The sequence below is a fragment of the Ruegeria sp. AE3 genome (genome assembly GCF_056542225.1).
The window spans coordinates 1,121,576-1,139,835 of sequence record NZ_JBQFZL010000001.1 but is presented as its reverse complement, the minus strand read 5'-3'; the positions used below and the strand labels follow the sequence as shown (position 1 = coordinate 1,139,835).

The window sequence follows — 18,260 nt, the reverse complement described above, 5'->3', positions numbered from 1 at the left end:
ATAAAGCATTTGGGGCTTTCTGGCGAGGGGAAATGTGACGCAGCGTTCGGCACGGCGCATCCTGGCCGAAACGCCGGGCCTGAGTTGCCTTTTCTGAAAAGGGTCGTTGATCAGCGGATCACAATTTCGTCCGACCGGATCATGCCCAGAACCGAGCGCGCCTGCTGATCCAGCAGGTCCAGATCCAGATAGGTGTCGGACAGACGCCGTGTCAGGTTTTCCATCTCGGCGATTTCGACATTCAGTTTTTCCAGACTGCGTGACAGAGCGTCCCGTTCCGCCGCAATTTCGACCCGCCGGAACAGGCCGTAATCTCCCTGAACGGCGGCGAAGGTGAAATACACACCCAGCATGAAAGCCACCGAGAAGAAGAGAACTGCACCCAAACCGGGCCGATGGGAACGGGACACTCTGTTTACCGCCGTATGAAAACTTGCCTCAATAATGGGCTCTTTCCGAGCCTCTGATCGCACTATGTCACAGGCGATTCGGGTTGTGAATCCCCTGATTCGGTTTTTTCATCAGTATTTCGTGTGCGTCCCGGTTAAAGCTCAGCGCCAGGACTGAAGCTGCTGATTTCTTGCAAGCGTCTGCTCTTTCATACAGGTCCAGTAGAACATGGGCGCAGCGCTGCCGCCGCCGGACAGTTCCTTGTCGCAAGTGGCGTCCCGTGTCTTTAGCCACGCACGTTGTTCCGTCAGAAGGGCATCGCCGTTGCCACGTGCATCAGCGACCGGCTTAATTTGTTTCCACAACCGGTTGAGGTCGCGGTCAACGGCTTCCCATTGTTCTTTCGCACAGAAATTTGCGTCAAGCTGTGTCTGGCCACCGCAGCTGGATTGTGCCGTTGCAGGCCACGGCATCGCGAGAAGGACGAGCAGGTATAATGACCTCATGGTATTATCCCCCATTCAAATAGGGGATAATACCATGAACCGTGACAAGCGGCCAAATGCGGTGAGTGTCGCTTAGTGTTCCAGCGCAGCGACACCCGGCAGGGTTTTGCCTTCCATCCATTCAAGGAACGCACCACCTGCGGTCGAGATATAGGTGAAATCCTTGGCCGCACCCGACGCGTTCAGCGCCGCAACCGTGTCACCGCCACCCGCGACCGAAATCAGCTGACCCGAACGGCTGAGGGCTGCGGCTTTCAGGGCCGCGGCATTGGTGGCCGCGTCGAACGGCTCCAGCTCGAACGCGCCCAGCGGGCCGTTCCAGATCAGGGTTTGGCTTTTGTCGAAAATCGCGGTAATCGCGGCGATGCTTTCAGGGCCCGCGTCCAGGATCATGCCATCCGCAGGGCATTGATCGGCGGGCAGAACTTTGTGGGGTGCGTTGGCCTCGAATTTTTCAGCCACCACAACATCAAGCGGCAGGACGATCTGGCAGCCCGAGCTTTCGGCCTTGGCCAGAATTTCGGCGGCGGTGTCCTTCATTGCGGTTTCAGCCAGAGATTTGCCAACGCTGATGCCTTGGGCGACAAGGAATGTGTTCGCCATACCACCACCGATCACCAGATAATCGACCTTGTCGATCAGATTGCCCAGCAGTTCCAACTTGGTCGAGACCTTGGCGCCGCCGACAACCGCCGTTACCGGGCGCTTGGGTGCACCCAGCGCGCTTTCCAGCGCCTGCAACTCGGCCTGCATCAGACGGCCCGCACAGGCCGGCAGCAGACGTGCGATGGCCTCGGTCGAGCTGTGGGCGCGGTGCGCGGCTGAAAACGCATCGTTGCAATAGACATCGCCCAGCTTGGCCATCCCAGCGGCCAGATCGGCGTCATTCTTGGTTTCGGCTGCGTGAAAGCGCGTGTTTTCGAGCAACAGGACCTGGCCGGGTTGCAAGGCACTGGCGGCCAGTTCCGCCTCGGCCCCGACGCAATCGGCAGCAAACAGAACCTTTGCGCCAAAAGCGCTTTCCAAAGTCGGGACCAGTTGTTTCAGTGACAGGCTTTCACGCCGTTCGCCACCGGGACGGCCAAAATGGGCCAGAAGGATCGGTTTGCCGCCAGCGGCCAGAATATCGCGCACCGAAGGGACGATCCTTTGGATACGGGTGGCGTCGGTCACAACACCGTCAACCACGGGCACGTTGATATCCACACGCACCAGCACGCGTTTGCCGTTCAGGTCCATATCGTCCAGTGTTTTCCAGCCCATTGTGCGATCCTTGTCATTGGCAACCGATTTAGGCGGTTCTTTTCCTGCATTTTGCCCTCAGGTCAATGCGTCACTTGGCATTCGCACGCGTGCGTCATAGGTATTTGCGCAAGATAAACGACAGGAGGGCCTCATGGCCGAGATCAAAGACCCCGAAAACACAATCATCATCGAGCTGAAAGGCGGCAATGTCGTCATCGAGCTGCTGCCGGATGTAGCGCCTCTGCACAGTGCGCGGATGAAGGAACTGGCCCGTGGCGGTGAATATGACAACGTGGCGTTTCACCGTGTGATCGACGGTTTCATGGCGCAAACCGGCGACGTGCAGCATGGCGATATGGAAGACGGGTTCAACCTGCGCATGGCGGGCACCGGCGGTTCGTCGCTGCCGAATGTTCCGGCAGAGTTTTCCAAGCTTCCCCATGATCGCGGCACGCTGGGTGCGGCGCGCTCTCAGAACCCGGATTCGGCCAACTCGCAGTTCTTCATCAACTTCAAGGACAATCACTTCCTGAATGGTCAGTACACGGTCTATGGCAGGGTCATCGACGGGATGGAGCATGTGGACGCCATCGTACGCGGCGAGCCGCCTGCGAGCCCGGACCGCATGATCAGCGTCAAGGTGGCCGCAGATGCATAAACTGGCTGCGGCTTTTGCCTTGCTGGCAAGCCCGGCGCTGGCCAGCGGTTTGCAGATCGAGGTCGAAGGGGAAGGGGCCAATGGCACAATCTCGATCGACCTGTTCGAAGATGTCGCGCCCCAGCATGTGGAACAGATCACCGCTCTGGCTGCTGAAGGTCAGTACGATGGCGTCGTGTTTCACCGCGTGATCGATGGCTTCATGGCGCAGACCGGCGACGTGCAATACGGCAACTCGGGCGCGGACGGCTTCGACATGCGTTATGCCGGGCGCGGCGGGTCTGATCGCGCGGACCTGCCGGCCGAGTTCTCGGACGTGAGTTTTGACAGGGGTGTGGTCGGCATGGCCCGGTCCAGCGATCCGGATTCGGCCAACTCGCAGTTCTTCATCATGTTCGCCCCCGGCCCGTTTCTGGACGGCCAGTATACCGTGGTTGGTCAGGTGACCGACGGTATGGATGTAGTCGACGCGATCAAGCGGGGCGAAGGTCAGAATGGTGCGATCATCGGTGCACCGGATATGATGAAAAAAGTCACCGTTACCGAATAAGATGATTTAGCCCGGCTCAAGCGCCGGGCTTTTTCTTTGGCCTATTGGTCGATGAAATCACGGATGGCACGGGTATAGTCAACTGGATCCTGAAAAGATGCGAAGTGACTGACATCTTCCAGAACAAGCAATTTGGCTTCGGGGATCGCGTCAGCAATTGCTTGTGAATGCGCCATCAGAATGGCCTCGTCATGTGCGCTTTGAACCACGAGTGTCGGGACGGTGATCGATGACAGCGCCCCGAGCCCACCGGGTTTTTCGGTGCCCCACATGGCGGCAACCCCACCAAGAAATGCCTCGAACCCGTCAGGAGTGGGGGACATGGCCGCATAATCTTGGGCCATCATGCCCACGTAAGTGCCAAACACCTCGTTGGTTTCCACCGAAGGATCGATCCCGTCCAGCGTGACATTGCCTGCATGGGCAAAGTGACTGGCCAGCCGATCCGGGTTGGTGGTCGAGATTGAATACCCGATATTTGCCCCATCGGACCAGCCGACCAGATGCACCTGATCGACCCCCAGATGATCCAGAAGCGCCAGATAATCCTGCGACAACAACGCGTAAGAATAAGGGCTGCCATCGTTTGTGGATCGTCCATGCCCGCGCGTATCCGCCACAATCACCCTGTGGTCCTGCGACAGGTCGGCAACCTGCGCAGCCCAGACATCGGCATGGGCAAGCCCGCCGTGGATCATCAGAACCGGGGTGCCACCCGCATCGCCATACGTGGCGTAATACATGTCGATGCCGTTGATCTCTGCCATGCCCGCTTCGGTGGCGGCGGGCATCTGGGGGGCTTGCGGAATGCTCAGCCATTTGTCTTCGGCCCAGCCTGCCGTTGCGGCGCAGCTTAGGAAAAGTGCTGTGGCAAATGTCTTCATGGTATCCTCCCGTTGAATTAAAGGCTGTGACCAAGCCAGGTTGGGCGGAAGGATACCGTGTTTTTCAGAAAACGGGATAACTACCTTTCCCGCGCGGATCAGTCATCCGAGGACATTGCTTTCCATATCAAAGCGCCGATTGCGCCGCCAATCAGGGGGGCCACCCAGAACAGCCAGAGCTGAGCCAGAGCCGGGCCGTCGGCAAACAGGGCAACGCCGGTTGAGCGCGCCGGGTTGACGGAGGTATTCGTCACCGGGATTGAGATCAGGTGGATCAGGGTCAGCGCCAGACCGATGGCAATCGGAGCGAACCCGGCGGGTGCCTTTTCAGACGTCGCGCCCAGAATGATCAGAATGAAGAAAGCGGTCATCACGATTTCGATGATCAAAGCCGACATCAACGAATATCCCTGCGGCGAGGCCTCACCATACCCGTTTGACGCGAACCCTCCGACACCTGCGAAATCGGGTGCCCCGCTGACAATCAGATACAGAACCACTGCGGCAGCGATTGCGCCAACGACCTGTGCGACCCAGTAGGGCAGAAGGTCTTTGGCCGGAAACCGTCCGCCAATCATCAGCCCCAAACTGACGGCCGGGTTGAAATGCCCGCCCGAGATTGGGCCAACTGTGTAAGCCATCGTCAAAACGGTAAGGCCAAAGGCAAAGGAAACACCAAGCCAACCGATGCCCACATCAGCTACGCCTGCCGCCAGAACGGCACTGCCGCAGCCCCCCAGAACCAACCAGAACGTGCCGAAGAACTCGGCAAGTAGTTTCGATGACATAGAAAATCCTCCGCCCAATAATGAGGTTAACCGTAATTCAAGAATTAGCTTATGTTAAATTGTTGCGAACGGGGAATTTTTTTCGAAGCTTCCTCAATCGGGTCAGAACGGACCGCTGTGCCATTGAGCGGGATCAAGATGAAAAAGCTTTGACAGCTGTTCATAGATTGCCGGGTCAGAGGATCTCAGCGCATGTGGTCGTTCAAAGAACACCTCGACCGAAACGGCAAAGAATTCTTCGTGCCCTTCCGCGCCGTAGGGATCGATCACTGTGGGTTTCCCGGTTTCCACGGCGTGAACATGTGTCTTGTAACCGTTCAGAAAGGCGGTTTCCCACTCGCCAAAGCTTTGGTCATTGCTGAGCACGGGAACACCATTGGTTGCGCCCGAGAGGTCATCAAGCTGGTGCGCGAACTCGTGAAAGACGACGTTCCGACCATCGTGATCATTCAGGGCACCGCGCTGGCTATGGGCCCAGGACAGGATCACGGGGCCGCGGTTCCAGCTTTCCCCGCTGCGGATGATTTCCTGTTCGGTGACGACATAGCCACTGTGGCGGCGCTGTTTTGATTTGAAGGCACCGGGGTAGACCAGAATGGTCGTCAGGTTGTCATACCACTGGTCTGTATTCACCACGAGCAGACAGGCTTGCGCGGCAATCGACACCTGCATATCTTCGGTGACGTCCAGCCCGTCGCAGCCGACGAAATCGACCTGATCAAGAAACAGGTTGATCTTTCCTTCCAGCGCCCCGCGCAAGTCTTTGGGCAGCTTCTGGATAATCGGCACCTGAGCGTTCACAATATCGCGCTGGTGCTGGGACAGCGACTTGGCCAGCAAGGTCAGGCGGGTTTGTCGTTTCGACCAGAAGTGAAAGGCCGCAGCGCCAGCGATCAGCGCGACAACCGTCAGAAAAAGCAACATGGATCGACTGTAGCGCGATCAGAAAGGGACGAAAACGGGAATCCCGGATCATCCGGACACTCAAAAGAAATGACGCCACGGGTTTCCCCACGGCGCCCTGACATGAAGTGCAGTCTGCTTACTGTTTGACTTCTGCCGCCGGGTTCGATCCGGCTTTGGCGCTGCGGCCGGGGTTCAGGGGATCGTCCTGACGCTGAACCGAGCCTTCGAAATGCGCGCCGCTTTCAATGGCGATGGTCTTGTGGATGATGTCGCCTTCGACACGGGCGGTCGAGGTCAGGCGAACCTTGAGGCCACGTACGCGGCCAACGATGCGACCGTTGATCACAACGTCATCTGCGGTGACTTCGCCCTTGATCGTTGCCGATTCACCAATGGTCAGCAAATGGGCGCGGATGTCGCCTTCGACAGTGCCTTCCACCTGAATGTCACCGCTGGTCTTGATGTTGCCGGTGATGTGCAGATCCGAGGACAGAACCGAGGCCGGCGGCTTGGGTTTGGGTGCCATTGCAGGTTTCGCGTCAGCCGGAGCAGGAGCCGCTGGGGTCGCCGGAGCGGCAGGTTTGGCCGCCTCAGGTGCTTTGGGTGCGGGCTCGTTGATTTTGCTTTTAGAAAACATTTTTCGCAGCCTTGATGTAAGTCATTGGGTTTACGGGATTTCCGTTCACGCGCACCTCGTAGTGCAGATGCGTGCCGGTGGACCGTCCGGTGTTACCCATATCAGCAATATGATCCCCGCGCGAGACCCTTTGGCCGACCTTTACGTTGATCTTGGTGTTATGAGCATAAAGTGTCTCAATTCCGAACGCGTGCTTGATTTTCACAAGGCGTCCGAAGCCTGATTGCCAACCGGCATGCGTGACCACGCCATCAGCGGTCGCAAAGATATCGGTGCCCGTTGCTGCGGCAAAATCCGTGCCGTTGTGCATCCGGCTACCGCCGGTTTTTGGGTCGCGGCGGCGACCATATCCGCTGGTAAAGCGAAACGCGCTTTTGACCGGGCTGGCGAAGGGGGCCTTTTCCGCTGCAATTCGGTACAGGTTCAGCTGATCCATCTGGCGCAGCAACGTGTTCGCGCGCACTTCTTCGGGCGAAAGCTCTTCTTCTTCGCCGCGTGTGCTAAGGGATAAAGGGGTCAGCGGACCGCCCATACCGCTATATCCGCGCCGGACCTCTTCGATGATGCGATCTGTCGGCATTCCGGCCTCTCGGAACATCTTGTCCAGAGGTTCGACCGAAATGACCATCGCCTCTTCCAGCTGGCGGAAAATCTCGTCGCTGCGTTCCTGCATCAGACGGATTTCCAGTTCCAGATCGTCCCGCTGTTCCAGCGCGTCCAGGGCGTTGGTGGCGATCAGGTCGCGCTCTTTGGCGGTCCGCGCCAAAGCGTCGGTCATAAAGGCCATCTGTACCGGGGCGCTGGAAACCGCGGCATACATATCGGAGCCGCTGGTGTCCTGTTTCAATTGGGCCAGCTCTGAGCGCGCCTCTTCGCGCTGTTTCATCGTGGTGCGCAATGTCGTCTGAATGACATCGATACCTGTCTCAAGCTCGCGGCGACGGTTTTCCGAGGCCAGCAGTTCCGACTGCATCGCGGAAATCTGGTCCAGCGCGGCATTGAACCGGTCCTGAGCTGCCAGCGCCTCATGCGCACGGGCATCGCGTTCTGCCGACAAAGTGTTCAGGCGTTCCTGATAGATGGCCTGATCGCGCTTTGCCTGTTCCCGGAAATTCCCGGCCCCGATGCTGTCCATCAGCAGTATGGCTGTCGCAACCGCTGTCCACCCGACCATGACGGCAACGCCGGCCACTGCGACGACCTGAGTTTCCGAACTGAGCCGGATAAATTTTGTGTCTGTGTCGGATTTCAGAAAGACCCGGCGTTCCGGGAAATGTCTCTCAAGCAGTGAGTGCAGTTTTATTGCCAGACGTGTTCGCACGCGTCCCACCTTTCATCCCCAAGATCGGAACCGGTCGTGAGTGCCTGCCGTCCCTTGGGCCGATTGCATAAAGCGGCAGCGGCGTTCGGGCAAGTTTGTTGACCAATCAGGTGCAAATGGCGCTGAAATCCCGCAAAGATCGGCGAGATTTTGCCGAAAATAACGCAAAAGTGTCAGTTCGAGAGGTCTCCGGGCGCAGGCAGGTCTTCGGTCAGGGGCCAGTAGAAATCGGGGGGCAACCCGGCCTCGGCCCGTTTTTCTTCGTTGAAGGGGGGCTTGAGAACACCGTGGAAGTACCGCCGGACCAGCGCGTGAAACACATCCTTGGGGTCGGCGTTTTCCCGGCCACACAGGAAGTGGAACCATTTTGAGCCGTAAGCGACGTGGCCGACCTCTTCGGCATAGATCACTTCGAGCGCGGCGATGGCCTGTTCGGCCTTGGCCTTGCGGAATATCTCGATCATGCCGGGCGTCACGTCCAGCCCGCGCGCCTCAAGCACCATGGGTACAACGGCCAGCCGCCCCATCAGATCTTCGGCAGTATCCTCGGCAGCGCGCCACATGCCAGCATGGGCGGGCAGGGCGCCGTAGTGGCTGCCCATCTGTTCCAGACAATCGCAAACCATCTCGAAATGGCGCGATTCCTCTTCGGCGCATTTCACCCAGTCATCGTAGAACCCGATGGGCATGGGTACATGGCCAAAACGCGCGATGATGTCCCAGTGCAGATCGACGGCGTTCAGCTCGATATGGGCAACCGCGTGCAGCAGGGCAATGCGCCCGGCTTCGGTACCCGGTTTCCGTTTGGGTACCTCACGCGGGGACAACAGCTCGGGCTTGTCCGGGCGCGCGGGGGATAGGGGCGGTGATGCGGTGCCGATCTCGATCGGCTCACCCTCGGCCGTGCGGGAGGTAAACCACGCGGCGGCATGGGCTTTGGACAGGGCGGTTTTGGCCCGCCCGTCCGCTGTTGTCAGAACCTCTGTCGCCATCTGTGTCAGTGTTTTGGGCACCGGGTTGCTCCGCCTTTGGCATGTCAGCGCGGGTGATAGACCGGATGGCGCGGCAGGTCGAGGGGGGCTTAGAGCGCCTTCACCGCTTCCAGCACCTCATCCACATGGTCGGGCACCTTGACCTTGCGCCAGACCTTGGCAATGCGTCCCTCGCTATCAATGACAAAGGTCGATCGCTCGATCCCCATCGATTTCCGGCCATACATGTTCTTTTCAACCCATACGCCATAGTCCTCGCAGACGGTCGAGCCTTCGTCCGACAAGAGCGGAGTGGTCAGCCCGTGTTTGGCGACAAACTTGTCATGCTTGGCGACGCTGTCCCGCGAAATGCCGAAAACGTGAGCCCCTGCCTCGGTAAACGCCTGAAGCTGCTCTGAGAAACCGATGGATTCCTTGGTGCAGCCCGGCGTATCATCACGGGGATAGAAGAACAAAACCACGGTGCCACCGCGCAACGCCGAAAGCGTCACCTCGCCACCGCCGTCGCGCGGCAAAGTGAAGTCGGGGGCGATGTCTGAAACGTCGGGCATTGGAAACTCCGCTAAAGGTTTTTAAAGGCTGCCCGTCATCATAGGGCAACGCGTGCGGGTTGGAAGGCGTGGATAGCAAATTGAAGCAGCACGAAGACGACGAAGCAAAGCCGGGCAAGCCTGTGCGCCGTCGGTCGCGCCGCCGCACCGCTGGTCTGTGGGCCATGCGTGGGGCCATCGTGCTGGTGCTTCTGGCGATGTTTACCGGTTTCATGGTCGTGGGACAGAGAATGCACGCGCCGGTCTGGCTGCGCGATCGGGTCGAAGCCCGGCTGGAACGGGCGCTGGGCGGGCTGCAAATCCGGTTTGGAGACGTCAGTTTCATCATCCACGAAGGCTGGCGCCCCCGTTTGCGGCTGACCGATGTTGCCATCAGTGACGCGGCAGGCCAGCAGATTGCGCAGGTTTCCGACATGCGCGCCAGCCTAGCCATGCGCCCCTTGCTGCGCGGTCGGGTCCGGCCCAAGCGCATCATTCTGAGTGGCGCGCAGATCACCATGACCCGCGATCAGGACGGGGCGCTGACCCTGACCGTGGGATCGGGCAGCGCGCCGGTTCAGGAAGCGCCGGACCTTGCACAGCTGATCGAGACCTCGGACGAGGTATTTCAATCTCCGATCCTGTCGGCGCTGACCTCGGTCGAACTTGATGCGATTACGCTGGATTACCGCGACCTGCGGCAGGGGCGGTCGTGGGTTCTGGACGGTGGGCATATTCAGGCGAACCGCAGTGATAACGAAGTGCGGCTTGCAACCGGGTTTTCGGTTCTGTCGGGGCGTGACTATGTCAGCAGTATCGAGGCCAACTATACCAGCGTACTGGGCACGCCTGCCGCCAGCTTTGGCATCTCGGTCACCGATCTTCCGGCCGAGGATATAGCAGGCCAAAGCCCGGCCCTTGCCTGGTTGCAGGTTCTGCGCGCACCGATTTCAGGGGCTTTGCGGGGCAGTGTCGATGAAAACGGGGCAACAGGAACCGTGTTCGCAACCCTTAATCTAGGGGTCGGGGCGGTGCAGCCCAACCCGGAAACACGCCCTGTCCCGTTTGAATCTGCCCGCACATATTTCACCTATGACCCGAAAGCCCAGATGCTGGACTTCAATGAGGTGTCGGTGGTGTCGGCCTGGGGCACAGTTCAGGCCGATGGAAAGGCGTTTCTGCAAGGGGCTGAGGATGGTGTGCTGGACAGTCTGGAGACACAGTTGCGCTTGTCCGGGATCAATGTGAACCCGGCGAACCTGTTCCCGGAGCCGATTCAGCTGTCGCGCGCCAGCCTGGATTTCAAGATGGCCTTCAACCCGTTCCAGTTGCGCCTTGGCCAGATGACCATCGAGGATCCGGGCCACACCGTGCGCGCCTTCGGTGTTTTGCACGGACGTCCAGATGGCTGGGCTGTGGTGCTGGATGCCCATCTGGATCAGATGAGCTCGGACAATGTTCTGAGCTACTGGCCGGAGCGTCTGGCACCCAAGCCACGGGAATGGGTGACGGAAAACCTCTATCAGGGGGTTCTGTCGGACATGGATTTTGCCCTGCGTCTGGAGCCCGGTTCCAAACCGGACCTGTATCTTGATTTTGGGTTCGAACAGGCCAAGGTCCGCTTTGCCAAGACGCTGCCGCCGATCGAAGATGCACAGGGTCAGGCCAGTCTGATCGACAGCCGGTTTACGGTCACCGCGCAGCAGGGGCTGGTGTTCGCCGATGACGGGGGGAGTGTGGATGCCGCGGGGACGTCCTTCATCATACCTGACACGGATATCAAGAAATCCGCACCCGGCATCGCCCGTATTCAGGCAAAGGGCAGCGTGACTTCTGCGTTGTCGCTGCTGGACCGGCCGCCGCTGGAATTGCTGAGCAAGGCGGGGTTGCCCGTTGACGTTGCCAAAGGCACGGTTGCATTGACCGGAACGCTGTCCTTGCCGTTGATAAAAGAGCTGAAGTTTCAGGATACCGAATTTCACTTCAACGGAACGCTGGCCAATCTTTCCAGTGACCGTCTGGTGCCGGGATTTTCCATAAGTGCCCCGATGCTGGATATTTCCGGCAATCAGTCGGGTGTTCAGATTCAGGGACTGGGTCAGTTCGGCGATGTTCCGCTTGAGGCGCTTTGGCAGCAGCCCATTGACGGTGAAACCGAACAGCGCAGCACCTTCACCGGCCAGATCGAACTGTCCCCGCGTCTGATGGATGAGATCAAGGCTGGCCTGCCGCCGGGGATGCTGACGGGCAAAGGGGTTGCTGATATTACGCTGGGTCTGGGCGCTGGGGCGCCTCCGAAACTGTCTGTTGTTTCGGACCTTCAGGGCGTGGCGCTTTCCATCCCTGAACTCGGCTGGCGCAAAGAGGCAAACACCACAGGATCACTGACTGCGGACGCGACGTTGGGCGCGCAGCTGAAAGTGGACGACCTGCGGATCAATGCAGCGGGACTGCGCACAACCGCATCCATTTCCTTTCACGAAAACGGTGAATATGACCGTGTCCAGTTCAGCTCGTTCGATCTGGGGGACTGGCTTGCGGTTCCGGCGGAACTGATCGGGCGGGGGTCTGCTGTCCCGGATATCCGCGTCCTTGGCGGTGTGCTGAACATGGGGTCTGCAAACTTCGGCGAAAACGGCGGATCGGGCGGCGGCGGTGCCCCGGGGCCGAAACTGGACGTGGCACTGGACCGTCTTCAGGTTACCGAAACTGTTGCACTGACAGGTTTCCGGGGGGCGTTCCAGACAACCGGCGGCGTAAATGGCACCTTCACAGCGCGGGTGAACGGCGGTGCGGCTGTTGCCGGTCAAGTGACCCCACGGGGAAATCGAAGTGCCGTTGACCTGACGTCGAAAGACGCGGGGGCCGTTTTGCGATCGGCCGGGGTTCTGACACAGGCGCGTGGCGGTGATCTGGACCTCAAGCTTGAACCGGTGGCTGAGCCCGGCAGTTACGACGTCATCCTGAAAATCGTCAATACCCGGATCACCGATGCCCCGGCCATGGCCGCGATCCTGAACGCGATCAGCCTTGTTGGCCTGCTGGACGAGATGGCCGGGCAGGGGATCTTCTTTTCGGCGATTGACAGCCGCATGAGGATATCGCCCACCGACATCAAAGTGCTGAGTGGCAGCGCTGTTGGCCCGTCAATGGGGCTTTCGTTTGATGGAACAATCGACACCGTGAACAGCCTGCTGAACCTGCGGGGGGCGATTTCACCGATTTACCTTCTCAATGCCGTTGGCAGCGTGTTTACCCGCAAGGGCGAAGGTGTCATCGGATTCAATTACACGCTGACCGGGCCGATATCCTCGCCCAAAGTCGCGGTGAACCCTCTGTCCGGTCTGGCGCCCTTGTTTTTGCGTGATCTGTTGCGTCAGCCTGCGCCAAAGGTCTCGGACGGCCCCAATGCTGCGCCGGTGGAACCTGACGAGCCGAAACCGACATTTGGTTCTCCTCCCAGTGACCGCTGACGGGATATGGCCGAATCTTTTGTGGGGTTGTAAGGCGCGGTCATGAAGCTCAGCGATTTTGATTTCGACCTGCCCGACGACCTGATTGCCACGCGGCCTGCCAGCCCGCGATCCTCTGCGCGCCTTCTTGTGGCGCGGGGGGGTGCCACAGTGGACAGCCACGTGTTCGACCTGCCCGATTTCCTGCGGCCGGGCGACCGGCTGGTGCTGAACGACACGCGCGTTATCCCGGCGCGCCTGAACGGGCGGCGCCACAGAGACAGCGCGCAAGGCCCGGTTTCCGTCGGGGTCGAGGCCACTCTGCTGGACCCGCAGGCCGATGGCACCTGGTCTGCGCTGATCAAGCCATTGAAGAAAGTGAAGCCGGGGGAAGAGATCGTGTTTTCGGCCGATCTGAGCGCGACGCTGGATCGGGTGGAAGACGGGCAGGCCTACTTGCGCTTCAATCTCAGTGGTCAGGATTTCGACAAGGCGCTGGATCAGGCCGGTGCGATGCCGCTGCCGCCCTATATCGCCGCCAAACGTCCGGCGGACGAGCAGGACAAGACGGATTATCAGACCATCTGGGCCCGCAGGTCCGGTGCGGTGGCAGCCCCGACCGCCTCGTTGCATTTTGACGATGCCCTGATGCAGGCTTTGTCGAAACGGGGTGTCGCCGTCACACATGTGACCCTGCATGTTGGCGCCGGAACCTTCCTGCCGGTCAAGGTCGAGGATGTGACAACCCACAAGATGCACGCCGAATGGGGGCAGGTTGGCGCCGAGGCTGTTGCCGAGATACAGGCGACAAAAGCTGCGGGCGGGCGTGTCATCCCGGTGGGCACCACCGCCTTGCGCCTGATCGAAAGTGCTGCGCGTTCGGGCACGATCGAACCGTGGGAAGGTGACACCGATATCTTCATCTATCCCGGTTTCCGGTTTCACGTGACCGATGCGCTGATGACAAATTTTCATCTGCCGAAATCCACGTTGTTGATGCTGGTTTCGGCGTTGATGGGTCAGGACCGGATGCGCGAGGTTTACGCCCATGCCATCGCGCAGAAATACCGGTTCTTTTCTTATGGCGATGCGTCGCTTTTGATCCCCGGATAGGCGCGCATACGGCATCACCGACAGGGAATGTCGTAGACAAGCGCGATGGAAGCGGTCTTTGATCGCAGAACAAAACTCAAACCAGCTTGGCACCTATCGGAGGCCCAAATGATTCAGGTTCTGTCCAGCGCATGGGCATTGTTGCTCGGCATGGGGTTGCTGATGGTCGGAAACGGCCTTCAGGGCACGATCCTGGGTGTTCGCGGACAACTCGAGGGGTTTTCGACCCTTGAGATGTCTTTTGTAATGTCAGCATATTTTGTTGGTTTTCTGGGTGGTTCACGGCTTGCGCCCGAGATGATCCGGCGTGTTGGTCATGTGCGGGTCTTCGCGGCGCTGGCGTCTTTCATTTCTGCCGTGATGATCATGTATCCGATGCTGGCAGACCCGATTGCCTGGGTTCTGGGACGCGTAGTGATCGGGTTCTGTTTTTCGGGCGTTTACGTCACTGCGGAAAGCTGGCTCAACAACGCAGCCAATAATGAAAACCGCGGTCAGGCCCTGTCGCTTTACATGATCGTTCAGATGTTGGGTATCATCGGCGCGCAGGGCCTTTTCCTGTTGGGCGACCCTGCCGGATACGAAACATTCGTGATCGCCTCGATCCTTGTTTCGGTATCTTTCGCACCGATTTTGCTGTCAATTTCGCCAACGCCGGCATTCGATACTACCAAGCCGATGACGTTGCGGGAATTGATGAAAAGCTCTCCGCTGGGGTGTGTCGGCATGTTCCTGCTAGGCGGCGTGTTCTCGGCGCAATTCGGGATGTCTGCGGTTTACGGGGCCCAGGCCGGTCTGTCCTTGGTTGAGATCTCGGCATTTGTGGCGGCGTTCTATGTTGGGGCAATTGTCCTGCAATACCCGCTGGGCTGGTTTTCCGACCGGATGGACAGGCGTTTCTTGATCCTGTTGGTCGCGGCAACCGGAGCAGTTGGCGCCGTCAGTGGTATGCTTTATGGCTTTTCCTTCGAAATCCTCCTGGCGTCTGCTTTTGTGATCGGCGGAATGACCAACCCTTTGTATTCATTGCTGATTGCGCACACCAACGATTTTCTGGAATACGAGGATATGGCCGCGGCATCCGGTGGTCTGATCTTCATCAACGGCCTTGGGGCAATTACCGGACCCGTTATCACAGGCTGGCTGATGGGTGACGCAGTCTTTGGCCCGCCGGGCTTTTTCCTGATCATTGCCGTGTTGCTTGTCGCATTGGCCGCCTATTCGGTCTACCGGATGACCCAGCGTGCAGCAGTTCCTGTTGATGAAACCGGCACCATGTCGACGCTTTATCCCACTGCATCGCCCGTTGCATTCGAGGTTGCACAGGAAGTTGCCATAGAGGCGGCAGAAGCAGAGTTCGAAGAAGGTGCGCGCGAAACCGCTTGAGACACGAAATTATGTCGGTTGTGTTGCAATATGTTACTGTAACAGTTCTGTAAAAGGGACTTAAATGACGTTACGTCTGGGGCGCGGGCAATTGACGGAGTTTGAGGCAATGGTAACGCCTGAAGAAGTATTGAGTTTTTGGTTAGATGAAGTTGGCCCTAAGGGCTGGTATATTGAAAATGAGGCGCTGGACGCAGACATTCGGGCGCGGTTTCAGTCAACTTGGGAAGCAGCGGCAGCGGGTCGGTTTTCGCTCTGGCTGACTTATCCCAGCGGGGCGCTGGCTTATATCATCCTGACAGATCAGTTCCCGCGTAACATGTTCCGAGGTGAGGCGCGTGCCTTCTCGACCGATCGTGCGGCATTGGCGGCGGCGAAATGCGCAGTCGACAAAGGCTGGGACAAGAAGATCGACGAACCAGCCAGACAGTTCTTTTACCTGCCGATGATGCACTCGGAAAACCTGTGCGATCAGGAACGCTGTGTGCGTCTGATCTGCCAAAACATGAGCAGCGACGCAAGCAACCTGCTGCACGCCAGAGCGCATCGCGAGGTGATCCGCAAGTTCGGTCGTTTCCCGTATCGGAACGCGGCGCTGTCCCGCAGCTCGACTCCGCATGAAACTGCCTATGTCGATATGGGCGGGTACGGCACGACCGTGCGCGAACTACAAGCTACGGGCTGAACGCGAAGCCGCAACCGCTCTTTGGTCACGGCTGCGCTTTATGACTCAGGTGTGCATCCCCGCAATGCCAAAACGCGTTCCGCTGCGATATCGGCGCCGGTTTGGATCGCCTGCGCAATCAGCATTTCTGGCGTGTCAGCCAGTTCCGAAATCCGCTCCTGAACCGTTTGCAGCTTCTGTTCTGCTGCATTCAGGCGCCCCAGCGTTGCCCGGAGGTTTTGCGCGGCTTGGCTGTCTGCAAACGTGTCTTGCTGTGAAAGCGCCGCCAAATCAGTCCGCAACGCCGCAAGCTCGTCCCGAATGCCCTTCGCCTCATCCCGGATGGGGGCCAAGGCCTGAACCGTTTGCGAGACTTCAGCAGTGATGTTTTCGGCTTTGGACGCCAGTTTCCAGCCCAGAAACAGGCACAGCGCAACAAGTATCAATGTGGCATTGAGCAGGGCAAGCAGCAGATCTTTCAGAGTTTTGGCCATGGTCAGCCCCTTGAATGGGTTGAGAAAAGAATAGGTCCGACCGGTGTCGGCGTTTCTTTTCTAGCCATTGCATGGCCCGGGGTATAGGCTGAAATCCGCAAGTTCAGGCATCGCTTGCCCTGCGTCCTATTTGTCGCGGGAACGGTGTGTTGATGCGTTCCGAATAATAGTTTAATGGTAAACTAAATTTTCAACTCCTGCGCCGAGAGGAACACATGGCTGCACAATCCTATGATCTGATCGTAATCGGGGCTGGCCCCGGCGGCTATGTCGCTGCAATCCGCGCAGCCCAGCTGGGCCTGAAAACCGCAGTGGTCGAGCGCGAGCATTTGGGGGGGATCTGCCTGAACTGGGGCTGTATTCCGACCAAGGCGCTGTTGCGGTCGTCCGAAGTGTTCCATCTGATGGAGCGCGCCAAGGATTTCGGTCTGAAAGCCGAAAAGATCGGATATGATCTGGACGCGGTGGTCAAACGATCCCGTGGCGTGGCCGCGCAGCTGTCAGGAGGCATTGGCCATCTGCTGAAGAAGAACAAGGTTGCCGTTGTAATGGGGCAGGCCACGATCCCTGCAAAGGGCAAGGTCAGCGTCAAGACCGACAAAGGCACCGAGGAACTGACCGCCAAGAACATCATTCTCGCAACCGGGGCACGGGCGCGGGAACTGCCGGGCCTTGAAGCTGACGGCGATCTGGTCTGGACGTACAAGCACGCACTGCAACCGCCGCGGATGCCGAAAAAACTGCTCGTCATCGGGTCTGGTGCGATCGGCATCGAGTTTGCCAGCTTCTACAATACGCTGGGCGCAGACACCACAGTTGTCGAGGTGATGGACCGGGTGTTGCCGGTCGAAGACGCCGAAATCAGCGCATTGGCCAAGAAGGCGTTCACCAAACAGGGCATGACCATCATGGAAAAAGCCATGGTCAAGCAGCTGGACCGTGGCAAGGGGAAAGTGACCGCGCATATCGAGGTAAAGGGCAAGGTCGAGAAACAAGAGTTCGACACAGTGATCTCGGCTGTCGGGATCGTTGGCAATATCGAAAACCTTGGTCTGGAAGCTCTGGGCGTCAAGATCGACCGGACACATGTGGTTACGGACGAGTATTGCCGCACCGGCGTTGAGGGCCTTTATGCGATCGGTGACATCGCAGGCGCGCCCTGGCTTGCACATAAAGCAAGCCACGAGGGTGTCATGGTCGCGGACCTCATCGCGGGTCAACATGCGCACCCGGTCAAACCCGAAAGCATCGCGGGATGCACCTATTGCCAGCCTCAGGTTGCCTCGGTTGGATATACCGAAGCAAAGGCCAAAGAGCTGGGTTACGACATCAAAGTCGGCCGCTTTCCCTTTATCGGCAATGGCAAGGCCATAGCCTTGGGTGAGCCGGACGGGCTGATCAAAACCGTGTTTGATGCGAAAACAGGCGAGTTGCTGGGCGCCCACATGATCGGTGCCGAAGTTACCGAACTGATTCAGGGTTACGTGGTCGGTCGCCAGCTGGAGACAACGGAAGAAGACCTGATGAACACCGTCTTCCCGCACCCGACACTGTCAGAGATGATGCACGAAAGTGTGCTGGATGCCTATGGTCGCGTGATCCATATGTAAGATCGGCGAAGTTCCCCGTCAGGGTTGGGGACTCTGCCCCCGCCGCGCGTGCCGCGCGCCTCCCCCGGGATATTTTAGGCCAGATGAAGCAGGGATCCTTTATTCATCTGGCTGCAAATACCCCGGAGCGCGAG

General features: G+C 58.8%; 18 protein-coding genes. 7 read left to right on the top strand and 11 right to left on the bottom strand.

The window, feature by feature from the left end; translation table 11 throughout:
- Window positions 1-110: 110 nt before the first annotated feature.
- From ACR0NZ_RS05655 to ACR0NZ_RS05645, 3 genes are all read right to left on the bottom strand, one after another.
- Complete coding sequence (locus ACR0NZ_RS05655) at window positions 111-410, bottom strand: FtsB family cell division protein (protein WP_209503595.1); 300 nt, start codon at window positions 408-410, stop codon at window positions 111-113.
- A gap of 141 nt (window positions 411-551) precedes the next feature.
- The gene (locus tag ACR0NZ_RS05650) at window positions 552-896 is read right to left on the bottom strand and encodes a lysozyme inhibitor LprI family protein (protein ID WP_480517438.1); all 345 of its coding nucleotides are present in this window, start codon (window positions 894-896) and stop codon (window positions 552-554) included.
- A gap of 72 nt (window positions 897-968) precedes the next feature.
- Complete coding sequence (locus ACR0NZ_RS05645; RefSeq protein WP_480517436.1) at window positions 969-2,159, bottom strand: phosphoglycerate kinase; 1,191 nt, start codon at window positions 2,157-2,159, stop codon at window positions 969-971.
- Between the two features lie 133 nt (window positions 2,160-2,292).
- On the opposite strand from ACR0NZ_RS05645, the gene ACR0NZ_RS05640 reads away from it, so the two are divergent.
- Together ACR0NZ_RS05640 and ACR0NZ_RS05635 are read left to right on the top strand one after the other, a co-directional pair.
- On the top strand, window positions 2,293-2,799 hold the full coding sequence (locus tag ACR0NZ_RS05640) for a peptidylprolyl isomerase (RefSeq protein ID WP_209503601.1): 507 nt from the start codon (window positions 2,293-2,295) through the stop codon (window positions 2,797-2,799).
- Window positions 2,792-3,349: a peptidylprolyl isomerase gene (locus ACR0NZ_RS05635; RefSeq protein ID WP_480473357.1), complete on the top strand. Its 558-nt coding sequence runs from the start codon at window positions 2,792-2,794 to the stop codon at window positions 3,347-3,349. Before ACR0NZ_RS05640 ends, ACR0NZ_RS05635 begins: the two co-directional genes overlap by 8 nt.
- Window positions 3,350-3,390: 41 nt before the next feature.
- On the opposite strand, the gene ACR0NZ_RS05630 is transcribed toward ACR0NZ_RS05635, so the two are convergent.
- From ACR0NZ_RS05630 to ACR0NZ_RS05600, 7 genes are all read right to left on the bottom strand, one after another.
- Window positions 3,391-4,233, bottom strand: coding sequence for an alpha/beta fold hydrolase (locus tag ACR0NZ_RS05630; RefSeq protein ID WP_480517434.1), 843 nt, complete (start codon window positions 4,231-4,233; stop codon window positions 3,391-3,393).
- A gap of 98 nt (window positions 4,234-4,331) precedes the next feature.
- The gene (gene aqpZ, locus ACR0NZ_RS05625; RefSeq protein ID WP_480473355.1) at window positions 4,332-5,021 is read right to left on the bottom strand and encodes an aquaporin Z; all 690 of its coding nucleotides are present in this window, start codon (window positions 5,019-5,021) and stop codon (window positions 4,332-4,334) included.
- Window positions 5,022-5,123: 102 nt separating this feature from the next.
- Complete coding sequence (locus tag ACR0NZ_RS05620) at window positions 5,124-5,945, bottom strand: M90 family metallopeptidase (protein ID WP_480492991.1); 822 nt, start codon at window positions 5,943-5,945, stop codon at window positions 5,124-5,126.
- 118 nt (window positions 5,946-6,063) lie between these two features.
- Window positions 6,064-6,564, bottom strand: coding sequence for a bactofilin family protein (locus ACR0NZ_RS05615; protein ID WP_209596778.1), 501 nt, complete (start codon window positions 6,562-6,564; stop codon window positions 6,064-6,066).
- Complete coding sequence (locus ACR0NZ_RS05610; protein WP_480517432.1) at window positions 6,554-7,885, bottom strand: DUF5930 domain-containing protein; 1,332 nt, start codon at window positions 7,883-7,885, stop codon at window positions 6,554-6,556. Before ACR0NZ_RS05610 ends, ACR0NZ_RS05615 begins: the two co-directional genes overlap by 11 nt.
- 173 nt (window positions 7,886-8,058) lie before the next feature.
- Window positions 8,059-8,877 carry a ferritin-like domain-containing protein gene (locus ACR0NZ_RS05605; RefSeq protein ID WP_480517766.1) on the bottom strand — a complete coding sequence of 273 codons (819 nt, stop codon included), beginning with the start codon at window positions 8,875-8,877 and terminating at the stop codon, window positions 8,059-8,061.
- An 89-nt stretch (window positions 8,878-8,966) separates the two neighbouring features.
- Window positions 8,967-9,428 carry a peroxiredoxin gene (locus tag ACR0NZ_RS05600; protein ID WP_480492993.1) on the bottom strand — a complete coding sequence of 154 codons (462 nt, stop codon included), beginning with the start codon at window positions 9,426-9,428 and terminating at the stop codon, window positions 8,967-8,969.
- Window positions 9,429-9,496: 68 nt separating this feature from the next.
- Here ACR0NZ_RS05600 and ACR0NZ_RS05595 point away from each other — a divergent pair, with 68 nt between their 5' ends.
- The 4 genes from ACR0NZ_RS05595 (at window position 9,497) to ACR0NZ_RS05580 (ending at window position 16,043) form a co-directional block, all read left to right on the top strand.
- The gene (locus ACR0NZ_RS05595) at window positions 9,497-12,880 is read left to right on the top strand and encodes a YhdP family protein (RefSeq protein WP_480517430.1); all 3,384 of its coding nucleotides are present in this window, start codon (window positions 9,497-9,499) and stop codon (window positions 12,878-12,880) included.
- Between the two features lie 42 nt (window positions 12,881-12,922).
- The gene (gene queA / locus ACR0NZ_RS05590; RefSeq protein ID WP_480517428.1) at window positions 12,923-13,972 is read left to right on the top strand and encodes a tRNA preQ1(34) S-adenosylmethionine ribosyltransferase-isomerase QueA; all 1,050 of its coding nucleotides are present in this window, start codon (window positions 12,923-12,925) and stop codon (window positions 13,970-13,972) included.
- Between the two features lie 108 nt (window positions 13,973-14,080).
- A complete protein-coding gene (locus ACR0NZ_RS05585) occupies window positions 14,081-15,358 on the top strand; it encodes an MFS transporter (RefSeq protein WP_480485322.1) in 1,278 nt (425 codons plus the stop codon).
- Window positions 15,359-15,467: 109 nt separating this feature from the next.
- The gene (locus ACR0NZ_RS05580; RefSeq protein WP_480476775.1) at window positions 15,468-16,043 is read left to right on the top strand and encodes a DUF924 family protein; all 576 of its coding nucleotides are present in this window, start codon (window positions 15,468-15,470) and stop codon (window positions 16,041-16,043) included.
- A gap of 38 nt (window positions 16,044-16,081) precedes the next feature.
- On the opposite strand, the gene ACR0NZ_RS05575 is transcribed toward ACR0NZ_RS05580, so the two are convergent.
- Entirely contained in the window at window positions 16,082-16,516 is a 435-nt protein-coding gene (locus tag ACR0NZ_RS05575; RefSeq protein ID WP_480517426.1) for a hypothetical protein, read from the bottom strand.
- Between the two features lie 215 nt (window positions 16,517-16,731).
- On the opposite strand from ACR0NZ_RS05575, the gene lpdA reads away from it, so the two are divergent.
- Window positions 16,732-18,126 (top strand): dihydrolipoyl dehydrogenase, encoded by a 1,395-nt coding sequence (lpdA, locus tag ACR0NZ_RS05570; protein WP_480517424.1) that lies wholly within the window; start codon window positions 16,732-16,734, stop codon window positions 18,124-18,126.
- Window positions 18,127-18,260 lie beyond the last annotated feature (134 nt).

Bases quoted from the DNA above. Each gene is read 5' to 3' on its own strand.
- ACR0NZ_RS05575 (WP_480517426.1), bottom strand. From the start codon at position 16,516: ATGGCCAAAACTCTGAAAGATCTGCTGCTTGCCCTGCTCAATGCCACA.
- ACR0NZ_RS05635 (WP_480473357.1), top strand. From the start codon at position 2,792: ATGCATAAACTGGCTGCGGCTTTTGCCTTGCTGGCAAGCCCGGCGCTG.
- ACR0NZ_RS05640 (WP_209503601.1), top strand. From the start codon at position 2,293: ATGGCCGAGATCAAAGACCCCGAAAACACAATCATCATCGAGCTGAAA.
- queA (WP_480517428.1), top strand. From the start codon at position 12,923: ATGAAGCTCAGCGATTTTGATTTCGACCTGCCCGACGACCTGATTGCC.
- ACR0NZ_RS05615 (WP_209596778.1), bottom strand. From the start codon at position 6,564: ATGTTTTCTAAAAGCAAAATCAACGAGCCCGCACCCAAAGCACCTGAG.
- ACR0NZ_RS05580 (WP_480476775.1), top strand. From the start codon at position 15,468: ATGGTAACGCCTGAAGAAGTATTGAGTTTTTGGTTAGATGAAGTTGGC.
- ACR0NZ_RS05620 (WP_480492991.1), bottom strand. From the start codon at position 5,945: ATGTTGCTTTTTCTGACGGTTGTCGCGCTGATCGCTGGCGCTGCGGCC.
- ACR0NZ_RS05645 (WP_480517436.1), bottom strand. From the start codon at position 2,159: ATGGGCTGGAAAACACTGGACGATATGGACCTGAACGGCAAACGCGTG.
- aqpZ (WP_480473355.1), bottom strand. From the start codon at position 5,021: ATGTCATCGAAACTACTTGCCGAGTTCTTCGGCACGTTCTGGTTGGTT.
- ACR0NZ_RS05585 (WP_480485322.1), top strand. From the start codon at position 14,081: ATGATTCAGGTTCTGTCCAGCGCATGGGCATTGTTGCTCGGCATGGGG.
- ACR0NZ_RS05605 (WP_480517766.1), bottom strand. From the start codon at position 8,877: ATGGCGACAGAGGTTCTGACAACAGCGGACGGGCGGGCCAAAACCGCC.
- ACR0NZ_RS05630 (WP_480517434.1), bottom strand. From the start codon at position 4,233: ATGAAGACATTTGCCACAGCACTTTTCCTAAGCTGCGCCGCAACGGCA.
- lpdA (WP_480517424.1), top strand. From the start codon at position 16,732: ATGGCTGCACAATCCTATGATCTGATCGTAATCGGGGCTGGCCCCGGC.
- ACR0NZ_RS05600 (WP_480492993.1), bottom strand. From the start codon at position 9,428: ATGCCCGACGTTTCAGACATCGCCCCCGACTTCACTTTGCCGCGCGAC.
- ACR0NZ_RS05650 (WP_480517438.1), bottom strand. From the start codon at position 896: ATGAGGTCATTATACCTGCTCGTCCTTCTCGCGATGCCGTGGCCTGCA.